This is a genomic window from uncultured Streptococcus sp. (assembly GCF_905372115.1).
Classification (GTDB): domain Bacteria; phylum Bacillota; class Bacilli; order Lactobacillales; family Streptococcaceae; genus Streptococcus.
This window is the reverse complement of the sequence record NZ_CAJPNR010000021.1, coordinates 17,263-33,144: the sequence shown is the minus strand read 5'-3', so window position 1 is coordinate 33,144 and position 15,882 is coordinate 17,263. Positions and strand designations below refer to the sequence as shown.

Annotated in this window: 12 protein-coding genes; 4 read left to right on the top strand and 8 right to left on the bottom strand. The window is 44.6% G+C overall.

Annotated features, from left to right (window positions below; all coding sequences use genetic code 11):
• Together QZ169_RS07095 and QZ169_RS07090 are read right to left on the bottom strand one after the other, a co-directional pair.
• The coding region (locus QZ169_RS07095; RefSeq protein WP_295505743.1) for an HAD-IC family P-type ATPase at positions 1–1,189 on the bottom strand (1,189 nt) is incomplete at its 3' end.
• Positions 1,190–1,474: 285 nt separating this feature from the next.
• Positions 1,475–1,861: a DUF1934 domain-containing protein gene (locus QZ169_RS07090; RefSeq protein ID WP_295505741.1), complete on the bottom strand. Its 387-nt coding sequence runs from the start codon at positions 1,859–1,861 to the stop codon at positions 1,475–1,477.
• A gap of 115 nt (positions 1,862–1,976) precedes the next feature.
• On the opposite strand from QZ169_RS07090, the gene QZ169_RS07085 reads away from it, so the two are divergent.
• Genes QZ169_RS07085 through QZ169_RS07070 form a run of 4 tightly spaced genes read left to right on the top strand, consistent with a single transcriptional unit; the run spans position 1,977 to position 6,553 of the window.
• Positions 1,977–3,278 carry an HD domain-containing protein gene (locus tag QZ169_RS07085; RefSeq protein ID WP_295505738.1) on the top strand — a complete coding sequence of 434 codons (1,302 nt, stop codon included), beginning with the start codon at positions 1,977–1,979 and terminating at the stop codon, positions 3,276–3,278.
• 1 nt (position 3,279) lies between these two features.
• Positions 3,280–4,089 carry a sugar-phosphatase gene (yidA, locus tag QZ169_RS07080; protein ID WP_295505734.1) on the top strand — a complete coding sequence of 270 codons (810 nt, stop codon included), beginning with the start codon at positions 3,280–3,282 and terminating at the stop codon, positions 4,087–4,089.
• Positions 4,089–5,303, top strand: coding sequence for an aminoacyltransferase (locus tag QZ169_RS07075; RefSeq protein ID WP_295505731.1), 1,215 nt, complete (start codon positions 4,089–4,091; stop codon positions 5,301–5,303). The genes yidA and QZ169_RS07075 overlap by 1 nt, the downstream gene beginning before the upstream one ends.
• Before the next feature lie 14 nt (positions 5,304–5,317).
• Positions 5,318–6,553 (top strand): aminoacyltransferase, encoded by a 1,236-nt coding sequence (locus QZ169_RS07070; protein ID WP_295505729.1) that lies wholly within the window; start codon positions 5,318–5,320, stop codon positions 6,551–6,553.
• A 32-nt stretch (positions 6,554–6,585) separates the two neighbouring features.
• Here QZ169_RS07070 and QZ169_RS07065 read toward each other — a convergent pair whose 3' ends face one another.
• From QZ169_RS07065 to QZ169_RS07040, 6 genes are all read right to left on the bottom strand, one after another.
• The gene (locus tag QZ169_RS07065; protein WP_295505727.1) at positions 6,586–10,134 is read right to left on the bottom strand and encodes a GBS Bsp-like repeat-containing protein; all 3,549 of its coding nucleotides are present in this window, start codon (positions 10,132–10,134) and stop codon (positions 6,586–6,588) included.
• A gap of 65 nt (positions 10,135–10,199) precedes the next feature.
• The gene (tpiA, locus tag QZ169_RS07060; RefSeq protein ID WP_295505725.1) at positions 10,200–10,958 is read right to left on the bottom strand and encodes a triose-phosphate isomerase; all 759 of its coding nucleotides are present in this window, start codon (positions 10,956–10,958) and stop codon (positions 10,200–10,202) included.
• 281 nt (positions 10,959–11,239) lie between these two features.
• Positions 11,240–12,094 carry a dTDP-4-dehydrorhamnose reductase gene (gene rfbD, locus QZ169_RS07055; RefSeq protein WP_295505722.1) on the bottom strand — a complete coding sequence of 285 codons (855 nt, stop codon included), beginning with the start codon at positions 12,092–12,094 and terminating at the stop codon, positions 11,240–11,242.
• A 109-nt stretch (positions 12,095–12,203) separates the two neighbouring features.
• Positions 12,204–13,427 carry a beta-carotene 15,15'-monooxygenase gene (locus QZ169_RS07050; protein WP_295505720.1) on the bottom strand — a complete coding sequence of 408 codons (1,224 nt, stop codon included), beginning with the start codon at positions 13,425–13,427 and terminating at the stop codon, positions 12,204–12,206.
• 54 nt (positions 13,428–13,481) lie between these two features.
• On the bottom strand, positions 13,482–14,408 hold the full coding sequence (locus tag QZ169_RS07045) for a glycosyltransferase family 2 protein (protein WP_295505718.1): 927 nt from the start codon (positions 14,406–14,408) through the stop codon (positions 13,482–13,484).
• A 98-nt stretch (positions 14,409–14,506) separates the two neighbouring features.
• Positions 14,507–15,787 (bottom strand): O-acetylhomoserine aminocarboxypropyltransferase/cysteine synthase family protein, encoded by a 1,281-nt coding sequence (locus tag QZ169_RS07040; RefSeq protein ID WP_295505715.1) that lies wholly within the window; start codon positions 15,785–15,787, stop codon positions 14,507–14,509.
• Between the last annotated feature and the right edge of the window lie 95 nt (positions 15,788–15,882).

The window sequence follows — 15,882 nt, the reverse complement described above, 5'->3', positions numbered from 1 at the left end:
TTTCTGTTGGGTCACCAATTAGCTTACCTTCTTGGTCAATCTTGGTATCATTGGCTAAGACAACCGAACGTAAGAGAGGTAGCTCCAAGCCAAGTTCAATATCTTGTCCAGCTTCATTCAGGACTCCGTCGTAAAAAACTTTTTCGACCGTCATCTTGTTCATGGTCAGGGTACCGGTCTTATCTGAAGCGATAATCTCAGTAGAACCCAAAGTTTCAACAGCTGGAAGCTTACGGACAATTGAATTCCGCTTAGCCAAAACCTGAGTTCCCAAAGCCAGCACGATAGTAACGATAGCAGGCAGACCTTCTGGAATAGCCGCAACTGCCAAGGCTACAGAGGTCATCAGCTCATCCAGTGGATTTTTCCCTTGAATGAAGACACCGACTACAAAGGTCACTGCAGCAATCACCAAGATAGCATAGGTCAGAACCTTAGACAGACTATTAAGATTTTGCTTGAGCGGTGTGTCTGTTTCATCCGCATCCTGCAACATACCTGCGATATGCCCGACTTCCGTATACATCCCTGTATTAACAACCAATCCAACCCCTCGACCATAGGTCACATTTGAGTTTTGGAAGGCCATATTGACCCGGTCGCCAATACCAGCATCTGCAGCCACCTCAACAGTCAAATCTTTCTCAACCGGAACAGACTCACCTGTCAGAGCCGCTTCTTCGATTTTCAGTGAATTAGCTTCCAAAAGCCGCATATCTGCTGGGACAACATCACCGGCTTCCAGTCTAACGATATCGCCAGGCACCAACTCCTTAGAATCCACTTCTGTGACATGGCCATCACGCAGGACACGCGCAGCTGGGCTGGACATAGATTTGAGAGCTGCAATCGCTTCTTCAGCCTTTCCTTCCTGATAGACACCAAAGATGGCATTGATGATTACTACAGCTAAGATGATTAAAGCATCAGCGATATCTTCACCACCTGATGTGACAACAGACAAGACCGCTGCTACCAACAAGATGATAATCATCAAATCCTTAAACTGCTCCAAAAACTTCATCAAGAGAGATTTTTTCTCTCCTTCCTCCAGTTCATTGCGGCCATAATCAGCTAAACGCTTGGCTGCTTCTTGACTGGATAAACCTTGCTCTGAAGCGTCCAAAGTTTTGAAAATTTCCTCAGGACTCTGGGTGTAAAAAGCTTGGCGCTTTTGTTCTTTTGACAATGTATTCCTCCTCTTGGCCTCTTTTATTTCTGAACTTTTCTGACCACTAGGACTCATCATCTCGAGCCGCATCAGTCATATCCAAAAAGTCAGAAACAAAAAAGAGACCTGTTTATTAACAAGTCTCGCTATTTCATACAAGGCCGGAAATTTCTTTCGTATTGACGACCTTGTAACGGTTATTCCGTTAGCTACTCCCTTGAGTTAGAAACTATTATACCAAATTTTCAAGCTTTTGCAAGGGTAAACATTATGATTTTCAAGAGTTTTCTCAGAGGATAGCAGTTAACCCCAGCTAATCTCCATTTCATAGCTGGCAAAAATCTGCTCCCCATCAACAGTTTTTAGCTGATAATGAAGTTGCAGAACTTGATTAGTAAAATCAACCTTATAGAAGGGAGTATCGGTCACAAACTGCTGCAAGCCCACAGGTGTATGGATGCCAACCAGCGCCTGCCCTTGACTGATGAAGCGCATGATGGACTTAGGCTCAGAAAAGCGGGTCATAACCAACTCTTTATCATGAAACTTCAGAACTACTTTCTCTCCTTCTTCATTCTTGTATAGCAGATAATGATAGTCTCCTTTTTGCGTCCAGTCCGTATCGTAGACCTGATTAATTAGCTCGGTATGCCCGTCCAGCTGGATGTGATTTTTTATTCTGATTTGCATCTTCATCTCGTTTCTGTTTTTCTTTCCCTATTCTATCAAAAAAAGAACAAAATTGCTCTTCTTTCAGTCGCAGCTTTGATTTTTTTCCTACTATGATTTGTGGTATAATGGTAGCATGATTGAAAAAGTATTTCGGGACCCGGTCCACAATTACGTTCATGTGGACCATCAGGTCATTTATGATTTAATCAATACCAAAGAATTTCAACGGCTGCGCCGCATCAAACAGCTGGGTACCTCCGGCTATACTTTCCACGGCGGGGAGCACAGCCGTTTTTCGCATTGTCTGGGAGCTTACGAGATTGCTCGGCGCATCACCAAGATTTTCAATGAAAAATACCAAGCCAACTGGGACAGCCATGAAAGTCTGCTGACCATGACAGCTGCTCTCCTGCATGACTTGGGGCACGGAGCTTATTCACACACCTTCGAGCGCCTCTTTGATACTAATCACGAGGACATAACGCGGCAAATCATCACCAGTCCTGAAACAGAGATTCATCAGGTACTGGTGCAGGTTTCACCAGATTTCCCAGAAAAGGTAGCTAGCGTCATCAACCATACTTATCCCAATAAGCAGGTGGTCCAGCTGATTTCCAGCCAGATTGATGTGGACCGGATGGATTATCTCTTGCGAGATTCCTTTTTTACTGGTGCTTCCTATGGACAATTTGACTTAACCAGAATTTTACGAGTGATTTGTCCTGTAGAAAACGGCATCGCCTTCAAGCGCAATGGCATGCATGCGGTGGAGGACTATGTAGTCAGCCGCTACCAGATGTACATGCAGGTCTATTTCCACCCAGCTAGCCGTGCTATGGAAGTTCTGCTGCAAAATCTGCTCAAGCGAGCCAAGTTTCTCTATCCGGCTCAGAAGGATTATTTTGCGCTGTCATCGCCCAATCTCATTCCATTCTTTGAAAACAGAGTGACCCTGCAGGATTATCTGGCCCTGGACGACGGGGTTATGAATACCTATTTCCAAGTTTGGATGACTAGTCCGGACAAGATTTTATCAGACTTGGCTCAGCGTTTCATCAACCGTAAGGTCTTTAAATCCATCGTCTTCTCTCAGGAAAATGAAAAGCATTTGGATGTCATGCGGGATCTTGTCGGACAGGTTGGCTTCGACCCGGATTACTATACTGCTATCCATCGTAACTTCGATTTGCCTTATGATTTCTACCGGCCCGATGTTGAAAAACCTCGGACCCAGATTGAAATCCTGCAAAAAGATGGCAGCTTAGCAGAACTGTCCAGCCTGTCACCTATCGTTCATTCGCTAGCTGGGACCAGACAGGGCGATAATCGTTTCTACTTCCCTAAGGAAATGCTGGCAGAGACCGGACTTTTCAGCGAAAAAAACCAGACCTTTATGCACTATATCAAAAACGACCAATTTACCTACGGAGAATAATATGTCTATCAAATTAGTTGCCGTTGACATTGACGGTACCCTTTTAAATAACCAAAAAGAAATCACTCCTGAAGTCTTCAGCGCTGTTCAGGATGCCAAGGCTGCTGGCGTTAAAATCGTCATTGCAACCGGCCGTCCTATTGCGGGTGTTCAAAAGCTTCTCGAGGACCTAGAGCTTAATCAGCCAGACAACTATGTCGTTACCTTCAACGGCGGACTGGTGCAAGATACTGTTACAGGTCAAGAATTAATCAAAGAAACACTGACCTACGATGACTATCTGGATATCGAACTGCTTGGGCGAAAATTAGGTGTCCACATGCATGCCATCACCAAGGACGGCATTTATACAGCCAATCGCAACATCGGTAAGTACACTGTTTACGAGTCCAATCTGGTCAGCATGCCTATCTTCTACCGCACACCTGAAGAAATGGCCAATAAAGAAATCGTCAAGTGCATGTATATTGATGAGCCGGAAATTCTGGATGCGGCCATTGCTAAGCTACCACCGGAATTAGCTGAAAAATATACACTGGTTAAATCAGCTCCTTTCTATCTGGAAATTGTCAAAAAGACTGTTAATAAAGGGGCTGCTATCCTTCATCTGGCCGAAAAACTGGGCTTAAGCAAGGAGCAGACCATGGCTATCGGTGATGAAGAAAACGACCGCGCTATGCTGGAAGCCGTTGGCTCTCCTGTTGTCATGGAAAACGGTAAGGAAGAACTCAAGAAAATCGCCAAATATATCACCAAATCGAACGACGAATCCGGCGTAGCACACGCCATTAGAGAGTGGGTTTTAAAATAATGTTTAGTTACAAAATTGGAATTTCAGCTCAGGAACACGACGATTTTGTCACGGCTCATCCACAGGCCAATCTTCTGCAGAGCTCAGCCTGGGCTCAGATTAAGGATAACTGGGCCAATGAGCGCTTGGGCTTCTATAAAGACGACCGCTTGCTTGCTGCAGCCAGTGTCCTGATTAAACCACTTCCCTTGGGAATGACCATGCTTTATATCCCGCGCGGTCCCATCATGGACTATAGTGACAAGGAGCTGCTAACCTTTGTTTTGGCGTCGCTCAAGAAATTTGCCAAGGAGAAAAAAGCGCTCTTTGTCAAGTTTGATCCTAGTCTCTTTCTGGCAAAAAGCAAGATGGGTGGCGAATTGCAAGACAATACCGAGACTGTTGAGCTGATTCAAGATCTGCAGCAAGCTGGAGCTGTCTGGGTCGGACGGACGGAGTCTCTGGACGAAACCATCCAGCCTCGCTTGCAGGCCAATATTCATAAAGAAGATTTCAGCGAGGAGCTGCTTTCTAAGAGTACTCGCCAGGCTATTCGTACAGCCCGAAACAAAGGCATCCAAATCCAAATTGGCGGAGCAGAATTACTGGATGACTTTTCAGCCCTGATGAAGAAGACAGAAAACAGAAAAAACATCCACCTACGCGGCAAAGACTATTATCAAAAACTCTTGGATACTTATCCTGAGCACTCCTACATCACCTTGTCCAGCATTGATCTAAAGGCACGATTGGAAGACTTGCAGGCTCAGCTGACCAAGACAGTCAAGGAAGCAGAGAAATTTACCGAGAAAACCAAGCCTGGCAAGATTGAGAATAACCAGCAAGAACAGAAACGCCTCCAAGAAGAGATTGACTTTCTGCAGGACAAAATCAGCCAAGGTGCTGCTGTCGTTCCCCTGTCTGGCACACTGGTCTTAGAATACGGCAAGACTTCTGAAAATATCTATGCCGGAATGGACGAGGAGTACCGTCGTTACCAACCAGCTATCATCACTTGGTACGAAACAGCCAAACATGCTTTTGAGCGTGGAGCTGATTGGCAAAATATGGGCGGAATCGAAAACGACCTCAAGGGCGGTCTCTACAGCTTTAAATCCAAGTTCAATCCAACTATTGAGGAATTCGCTGGTGAGTTCAACCTGCCAACTAATCCCCTCTACCACCTCTCCAATCTGGCCTACACTATCAGAAAGAAACTGCGCAGCAAGCATTAACAGAAAGGAAGCCTATGACCTTTAAACTTCTCAGCCAAGAAGAATTCATCCAGCATACCTCAGCTAGCTCCCAACGCTCTTTTATGCAGACCGTGGAAATGGCAGAGCTGCTGAACAAGCGTGGCTTCAGTACCCAGTATATCGGCTACACTGACCCGCAGGGACAGGTAGTGGTGTCTGCTGTCCTCTACAGTATGCCTATGACTGGCGGCCTCCATATGGAAATCAACTGCGGTCCTGTCTCTACTGATGCTCAGTACCTGACCCCCTTCTATCAAGCTTTGCAGGCCTATGCTAAAAAAGAAGGCGCTCTGGAGCTGATCATCAAGCCCTATGAGACGTATCAGACCTTTGACAGCAATGGCCAGCCCACATCTGATGAAAAAGGCCAGCTTATCCAGCAACTGACTGATTTGGGCTTTGACTTTGACGGCTTACAGACGGGCTATCCAGGCGGGGAGCCTGATTGGCATTATGTCAAAGACTTAGCTGGTATGACGGAGAAAGACCTGCTCAAATCCTTCAGTAAAAACGGTAAGGCGACGGTCAAAAAGGCTAATACCTTTGGTATCAAGCTAAAAAGACTGGAACGTGACCAACTTAGCGTTTTCAAAGACATCACAGCTGCTACTTCTGACCGGCGGGAATATGATGATAAGCCACTAGACTACTATCAAGATTTTTATGATAGCTTTGGACAGCAGGCAGACTTTATGGCAGCCAGTCTCAATTTTCAGGAATACCTTCAGAACTTACAAAAAGACCAAGAAAAACTAGGCTCAAAAATTCAGAAACTGCAGGCGGACTTGGAAAAAAATCCTCAATCTGAAAAGAAGCAAAACCAGCTGCGAGAGCTTTCCAACCAGTTTGACAGCTTTGAAACCCGCAAAGCTGAAGCCCAAGAACTGATTGATAAGTACGGCGACCAAGACCAGATCCTGGCTGCCAGCCTCTTTATCTACACTCCTCAGGAAGCGACCTACCTCTTCAGCGGCTCCTATCCTGAGTTTAATAAATTCTACGCCCCTGCCCTGCTGCAGGAATACGTTATGACCGAAAGCATCAAGAGAGGCATTCCATTTTACAATTTCCTCGGCATTATGGGAATTTTCGACGGTTCTGACGGTGTTCTGCGCTTCAAACAGAACTTCAACGGCTTCATCGTTCGAAAAATGGGAACTTTCCGCTACTACCCTAACCCTCTCAAGTTTAAGCTGCTTCAGCTCATAAAGAAAATTCTAAGACGTTAAAAAACCAAGGTTTCCCTTGGTTTTTTGTGTGTTTATCTATAACGAGGTGTCGCAAAACCACGGATATTTCCATGACCGATTCGGTAAGTATTGCGTTTAACTATGTTATTGCTGTTGCCTTCAATCGTGTGAATAATGCCATTTTCGACTTTTTCGACAATACCGATATGATCAGCCCAGCCATCATTTTGCTGGGTATCTTTATCCCAGTTAAAAGTGATGATATCGCCTGCGCTAGGAGTCGAATTGCCATCTTCATTCCAGATACCTAGTCTTTGGAAAATATGAATATGGCGCTCTACACCACACTCGCGGCCAATAAGATCGCTCAAGCCCTCTCTTTGGAAAATAACCGTCGTGAAAATGTCGCACCAGTCATCTGTGTTTTTTACAGCATAGCCAACCGGCAGAGGTCTGACACTGTTATAATCGTTGACCAAGCGTTGATGCTCAGCACTGCCTCCCCTGACACCTACCATAGCAGCTGCCGCCGCAAGAACGCGGTCTCGCTGACTAGCTGACTGAGGACGGTTCACAGAGATAGAGGTCTTTTCTCCGCCTGCTCCCTGTAGCTGATTTTGATTATTTAAGTAATACAAGTGAACATTATACTCGCCTGCATTATTCTTATGGTCACGTGCGTAAACATGCTTACGATAAGTACCGTCAGCCTGACGATCAGCCGTGTACCATTGGACATCATCTTGTCCGTTGGCCTCTGACCAAGTCGGCAGGTAAACTGTCTTGAGACCTTCTGGTGCCACAATACCTGATACTAAAATGTCAAACTCTCCAGTATCGTTGTTCTTATTTTGAATACTGATTTTACCTTGCGGCTTACTGATAGAAACGTTGGTCTTGATGCCACCTGCTCCTACCAGCCTGCCATCATTTTGCACATAGTAGAGATGTACATTATATTCGCCCTGAACGTTGTTATGGTCGCTCGCACGAACTCGCTTACGATAGGTACCATCCGGCTGACGTTCCGCGTTGTACCACTTGATATCATCCTGACCGTTGGCCTCTGACCAAGTTGGCAGAGAAACAGTCTTGAGACTGCCTGGAGATACAATATCTGAAACCACAATATCAAAATCGCCGGTTTCGCTGTTGCGATTTTGGATACTGATTTTGCCTTGCGCTTTTGGTTTCTCAATGGAAATAGTCGTTTTAGTGCCGCTCACACCAACCAAGCTGCCATCATTCTGCACATAGTAAAGGTGCACATTATATTCGCCCTCAACATTATTGTGATCACTCAGACGGACACGCTTACGATAGGTGCCATCAGCTTGACGCTCAGCATCGTACCACTTGATGTCATCTTGGCCATTGGCCTCTGACCAGGTTGGCAAGGAAACATTTTTAAGACCGCCTGGCGATACGATATCTGAAACTACAATATCAAAATCACCAGTTTCGCTATTGCGATTCTGAATGCTGATTTTGCCTTGAACTTTTGGTTTTTCTATAGAAATAGTCGTTTTAGTGCCACTTACACCTACCAAGCTGCCATCATTTTGCACATAATAGAGATGCACATTGTACTCACCCTCAACATTTTTGTGATCGCTCAGACGGACACGCTTACGATAGGTGCCATCAGCTTGACGCTCAGCGTTGTACCATTTAACATCATCTTGACCATTCACAGTAGACCAAGTCGGAAGAGAAACGCTTTTCAGACCGCCCGGAGATGAAATACCAGAAACCACGATATCAAAATCGCCAGTTTCTTTGTTTCGATTTTGAATACTGATGGTACCCTTAGGTTTGCCAAGAGAAACGGTCGTTTTAGTGCCGCTTACACCAACCAAGCGGCCGTCATTTTGAACATAGTAGAGATGGACATTGTACTCGCCCTGCACATTATTGTGATCGCTTATGCGCACCCGCTTACGATAGGTGCCGTCAGCCTGACGTTCAGCAGTATACCATTTGATATCATCTTGGCCGTTGGCCTCTGACCAAGTCGGCAGAGAAACAGTCTTGAGACCGCCCGGAGATGAGATACCTGAAACCACAATATCGAAATCACCAGTTTCGCTGTTACGATTCTGGATGCTGATTTTGCCCTGTGGCTTGATGATAGATACATTGGTTGTAGTACCGCCAACACCGACTAATTGACCGTCGTTGCGGACATAGTAGAGATGGACATTGTACTTGCCAACTGAATCCTTATGTCTGCTAGAATCAACAGAAACTTTATAGGTACCATTGGCCTGCTGAGTAGCTGTGTACCAGATAATATCATCTTGACCATTAGCTTCAGACCACACTGGAACACTAACGACAGACACTCCATAAGGAGCAGAAACGTTTGAAATCACAACATCAAAGCTACCGTTGACATTATTCTTATTCTGAATACTGATGTTACCCTTTAAAGGCTGCTTAGCAAGAGCAGACTGCTGGGTAAATCTCCCAGTGTAATCAACGCTATGGTCAAATACATGCTTGCCAGCTAACAGCTGAGCCTGAGCTGTAAACTGCCATGCTCCAGCGCCACTGTTGTATTTGAGAGATTTAGCTCCATCAAGATTTAAATTAGAAGACGGATACTGGGCCACCCAGAAGTTGCTATAGCCAAATTGCGATGTATTAACCGGTCCCTTGCTGCGAAGATTATTTTGATCCAGCCAGCTGGCGCTAGTATAATACATTAGGTTAGAATAATCCAGTCTGCGCATCTCATCCGCCCAAGCCTGGGTATGCTGGTTAATCCTATTTTGCATTTTAGGATCTTCCATGTCATTGACCATAACTGTATTTTTAGGCAAGCCTAGTCTATTAGCAAAGGCAGCATAATAACGAGCTTCGGCTCTCGCTTCTTCATCGCTGGTATAGTGCGAGAAGGCATAGGTCGATACTTGTAAACCAGCACCCTGCGCATTTCTCACTTGAGACTCAGCAAATGGATTGGTGTAATGGGTTCCTTCAGTTAGTTTGACAACGACACCGCCAACCCCTTGCTGGGCTAATTTATGGTAGTCGTCTACACTGATATGGCCATTGTGGCTGCTGACATCTACAAAGGAAGTACCTTTAATCTCCGCTTGGGAATTCCCGCGGGCTGCCTGAGCCTTTGACCCAGCATTATAAAATACAGTTTTTCCAGCATTACTAGCTTTTGGTGCTGATGCTACTGCAGGACTAGCCTTGGGCTCTGAAGCAGTAACAGAATCAGCAACAGAAGAGCTTGCTTTTGCTGACTGTTTAGCTGCAATTTCATTCTGATTAGAAGCATTTGCATCTGACTGAGTTTGCCCTTCTGGCTTAGCAGAAGCTACCTGAGTTTCTACAGGATCTGATTGAGCTGCTCCTCCAGCATTCGTTACTTGCTCCTCTTGCTTAACTGCTTGAACTGACTGTTCTGCAGATGATACTGCTACAGTCGGCTGATTAGACACTTGTGATGCAGCCGCATTGACTGTTTGATTCTGGGAACTAACAGACCTTTCAGTTTTTAAAATTTCTGACTCAGCGATCGTATGTTCCTCGGCTTTTGCAACATTGGCAGTCGCTGCCAACAAAATAGCCGTACTCGCTAAATAAACTAATTCTTTCGATTTCAACTTTTCTCTCCAACTTTTAAAAAACTTGTCACCTTTGGGAGGACAAGTCTTTTTTCAACATTTTTTTATTTTACAAAATCAAGCAATGCCAAGAAGCTTTCAGCTTCAAGTGATGCACCACCAACAAGAGCACCGTCAACATCTGGACAAGCCATGTAAGACGCAACATTTTCAGGTTTTACAGAACCACCGTACTGAACACGAACCTTGTCCGCTACTTCTTGACCAAAGTCAGCTGCTACAACGTCACGAACTGCTTTACACATCTTTTGAGCGTCGTCTTGAGTTGCTGACTTACCAGTACCGATAGCCCAGATTGGCTCATAAGCGATAACCAATGATGCAACCTGTTCTGCTGTCAAGTCTTTCAAAGCAGCTGATACTTGGGCACCAACGAAATCTACAGCTTTGCCAGCTTCGTAAGTTTCAAGCGACTCACCACAGCAGATGATTGGTACCAGACCATTACGAAAGATAGCGTGCGCTTTTTTGTTGATGTCTTGGTCTGTTTCATGGAAATAATCGCGGCGTTCTGAGTGACCGATAACGATGTAGTCAACTCCGACTTCTGCAAGAACTTTAGGGCTGTTTTCACCAGTGAAGGCACCTGCATCTTCAAAGTAAGCATTTTGCGCTGCAACCTTAAGATTGCTTCCTTTAGCTGCTGCCAAAATAGTTGTCAAATCAAGTGCTGGAGCAGCGATACCAGCTTCTACTAAATCTGAAGAAGGTAGCTTAGCAGCAACCGCTTCTACAAAAGCCTTTGCTTCTTCAGGATTTTTGTTCATTTTCCAGTTACCAGCAATAAATGGTTTACGTGACATATTCACACACCTCTTCTATTTTATTTATAGTAACATTGTAACATAGTTGAATGAAATAATAAAGGTTATCCACAGAATTTCATCAAATTGAAACATCTTTATTTTAAGGGGATAACATCTGTGGAAAATTCTTCTCGTTATCATTTCCCACCCTCATCTTCAAGCCAAATCTTTCTCCACCAGAGCACGCGCCTCAAAATCACTTCTTCAGTCTGCTAGAAGAAAAAAACAGAACCTAGTCTGAGACTAAGTTCTGTCGCTTTTATCAACATCAAAGAAAATCACTGTTTCTTCTCTTGCTTGTAAAACTCTTTTAAGGCATCCTGCCAAGTCGGAATGACAAAGCCTGTAGCCTTAGCCTTGGTCAGACTCATAGTTGAGTTGAAAGGTCGCTTAGCCTTGGCTGGGAACTTGCTGGAATCAACCGGCTGGACTTCCACATCTGTATCTTTGAGAATTTCCACTGCAAAGTCATACCAAGTGGTGTCCTCAGCCGCATCATTAGACAGATGGTAATAACCAAATTCCTTTTGATTTTCAGCCAGATGAGTCATAAATTCAGCCAGCGTACGAGTCCAAGTCGGACGGCCATGCTGGTCATTGACTACAGTCAGAGTTTTGTGCGTCTTGGCAAGATTTTGCATGGTAAAGACAAAGTTTTTACCGTAGTTACCAAAGACCCAGGCAGTACGGATAATGTAAAAACGGCTGGAATATTTTTCAACCAGCTCCTCGCCCATGCGCTTGGTACGACCATACTCAGTCTGCGGATCCGGCCGGTCATCTACTTCCCATTCCTCACCAATATGCTTTTGTCCATCAAAAACATAGTCCGTTGAGATGTAGACCAGGGTTGCCCCTTGTGCTTCTGCTGCTTTTGCCACATTTTCAGTACCGGTCACATTGATGGCGTAGTCCAGCGCTTTTCCTTCGTCCTCTGCTGCATCAACTGCAGTATAGGCTGCGCAGTGATAGACCAAGCTTGGCTTGACTTCCGCAAAGACCTTGTCCACCATTTGGGCATTGGTAATATCCATTTCAGCCACATCAACAGCCACATACTCCTCATCGCGCTCATCCAAAAGATAGCGAAGCTCTGTACCCAGCTGTCCATTCGCACCTGTAATTAAAATCATTTGTCTTTCCTTTCATATCATAAACATTCAATGAGTTTATTATAACAAAAAAAGCAGAAAAAATCTGCTTGGTCGAATCCCTATCGGAAAATATACTTCATAGGATGATTTAGAGAACATCCTCTTGCCGCTTTTGATATTCTATATACAAGTGATACAACAATCTGCAAGTAATAATGAATAGACTTATCATCAGAGGCAAAAAGGTTCGAGTGCTTGAAGCGTAGAGAGTGGGGGATAATGAAATGACCATGCGGCCAATAAAACCAATTACAAATAAATAGGTCAGCCATATTTTTTCTTTAAAATCTGAAACTACAAGCCATAAAGCATAAAGAATCATTAATAGCAGCAAGCCATAAAAAGCGACCGCGCTCATATACGTGATATTAAAAGAAAATGTCCCTGATTCTCTGGCTGCTTTACTGATACCTGTTAAGGTACCAAAAATAGTATTCCAGCTCATTTTTTGCGAAAAAATATTGAACACAACAAAACCGCTCAGTGCCATGGCTGTTACATTTTTCTTGTGAAGAGCATAAACAAAGAGCACAAGCAAGAAGACCATCACAAAGGCAAAGGACGTTGAAAGCAGATTATCTCCTGTCTCCAGAAAGCCCAGCCCAAGCTTTTGGAAAATATTCAAGTTCGGAAAGTTGGGGAACCAACTGACAATATTCTTTTCCAAACGCAGAGCATTCCCCGGAGATAGCTTGGCTGATAAGATTCCTACACCGCTCAGTGCCAAATAGCATAGATTACCCAGTAAAGGTTTTTTATCTTTCTTCGCAAGGACAGTTTCAAACAGAAGCCACAAAAAAGCATAGACTGCTAATTGTTCTTGCATGATAGCAACTAAAAAGCACAAAAGGCTAGCCATATTAATCCAAATATTTTTAGATTCTCTGAAAAAAAGTGCGAAAAGCAACAAGGAAGCAGGGAAAATGTAATTGACATAGGTCGGAATAGAGCCCGCGCTTAAAAATTCAGTTGCCGGAAGGAATATAAAAATAAGTAAAGCTGGCAGCCAAGGCAAGGAAGGGGTTAGCTTCCTTAAAGCATAGACCAAAAGCAACGTTGCCAGAAAGGCTGCTGCTATAAACAGCTTTTCGTGAACAGAAAATAATAAGGTGGCTGACTCAATGAGCAGCCTACTGCTCCAAGTAAAATAACGATCAATCCCAAAGAATAAATAATTGTAATGAAATTCCTTAGCATATTCTAAAAAGGCTGTTTGGTCTCCTACTGGGGTGATTTTATTATTGATATAAAACTGTATCGCATAAATAAACGAAGACAAGCATAAGACAATATTAATTTTTTTATTTTTCACAATCTCTCCTCAGCTAAATAAGAGTCACTTAAGCTCAAAAACTCTCTCAAAGGCTCACTTACTCTTCTCTTTAATCACATAGATTGGGCGATGCTTGGTTTCCATGAAGATTTTGCCAATGTATTTACCCAGTATGCCGATGGTCAGCAGCTGGAAGCCGCCGATGAGTAAAATGACGGTCATGAGGGACGGCCAGCCAGATGTCGGGTCACCAAAAACCAAGGTACGGATAATAATTACTGCCATCAGGATGAAGGCTAAAATCCAAGACAGGATACCCCCTAAAAAGGCGATGTTTAGAGGCGCATCAGAGAAATTGACAATACCTTCCAAAGAATAGTTGAAAAGAGACCAGAAATTCCAAGAGGTCTTGCCAGCCACTCGTTCGACATTTTTGTATTCCAAGTACTCAGTATTGAAGCCCACCCAGGCAAAAATCCCCTTGGAGAAGCGATTGTACTCTGAAACATCCAGAATAGCCTCTACCATCTGGCGGCGCATCAGTCGAAAGTCACGCGCACCATCCACCATCTCTACCTGACTAATCCTGTTAATCAGCTTATAGAACAAATTGGCAAAAAAGCTTCGGATTGGCGGCTCGCCCTCACGCGTAGTGCGACGAGTACCCACACAGTCCAGCTCAGGATTCGTGTCCAGCATGGCCTTCATCTCAATCAGGAGCTCGGGCGGATCCTGCAAATCTACATCCATGACCGTCACAAAATCCCCGCTCGCCTCTTGCAAACCAGCATAGAGGGCTGCTTCTTTTCCAAAATTACGAGAAAAGGACAGATAGTGCACATCTGGACAGCGACTGCTGAGCTCACGCAAAACAGCTAAGGTTTGGTCTGTCGATCCGTCATTGACAAAAATATATTCGAACTGGTCACGGATTTGATATTTCACCGCTTCCATAGCTTCATGAAACAAAGGAATAGACTCTTCTTCATTGAAGCACGGAACAATCACTGAAATTGTCATTTTGATTACCTGCTATTTTTTAATATCTCTCATTATAACAAAAAACTAGGCGAAAACCTAGTTTTAATCTTATTTGCTCTGTCTAGAGGCCTTGAAAATTAGATAGATTCCAAGGCTAGTTTGAGATCCTCTATCAAGTCATCCACATTTTCCAGGCCGATAGAGAGACGGATTTGATTTGGTGTAATGCCTGCTGCCAGCTGATCTTCTGGCGACATCTGACCATGAGTCGTCGTAGCTGGATGTACAACCAGGGACTTAGCATCAGCTACATTGGCCAAGTCAGAGAAAATCTCTAGGCTGTCAATAACCTTACGAGCCTCTTTCTCCCCACCTTTGACATTAAAGGTGAAGATAGAGCCTACACCCTTAGGGAAATATTTTTCTGCCAAAGCATGATAAGGACTGGCAGCAAGCTTGGGATAATTGACCTGCTCGACCTTAGGATGCCCTGCTAGGAAATCTACAATCTTCTCCGCATTGGACACATGGCGCTCTACGCGCAAAGAGAGAGTTTCTAACCCCTGCAAGAAGAGAAAGGCATTGAAGGGGGACATGGCTGCGCCCGTATCGCGCAAGAGCTGGGTCCGGACAGCAGTGACAAAGGCTACTGCTCCGACATCGCGCGTATAACTGATATCATGATAGCTCGGATCCGGATCAACAAACTGCGGAAACTTGCCAGAAGCTTCCCAGTCGAAACGACCGCTGTCCACAATTACGCCACCGATGCTGGTTCCATGACCGCCGATAAACTTGGTCGCAGAATGCACCGCAATGTCCACACCATAAGAAAAGACATTGATCAGATAAGGCGTAGCAAAGGTATTGTCGGAAATCAACGGAATCTTGTGAGCATGAACCAGCTCTGCCAAAGCTTCAAAGTCAGGAATATTAATCAGAGGATTGCCCAAACTTTCAATCAGAACCAGCTTGGTATTGTCCTGAATGGCTGCCTCTACTTCAGCCAGATTTTCAATATCGACAAAAGTCGTGGTAATGCCATAGCGAGGCAGGGTTTCCTTGAGCAGATTAAAGGTACCGCCGTAGATGGTAGAGGCTGCTACTACATGGTCGCCAGCATGCGCCAAAGCTAGAACGGTATAGGTAAGGGCCGCCATACCAGAAGCTGTCGCTAGTGCTCCGATTCCACCCTCCAAAGCCGCAATCCGCTCCTCAAAAGCAGACAGGGTCGGATTGGTAATCCGAGTGTAGATATTGCCCGGTTTGCGTAGGGCAAAAAGATCTTCACCCTCCTGAGTATCGTCAAACACATAGGAAGTTGTCTGATAAATAGGCAGAGCCCGGGACTTGGTTGTCGGGTCAACTGTCTGTCCGGCATGAAGCTGCAGGGTTTCAAATTTAAATTCACGTGTCATAAGGTCACCTCACTATAGTTATGTGATAAGTCTACCACTAAACGCTCCGCTTGACTAATAGAATTTCCTTATCAAAAGAAATAAAGAGAAGCTAT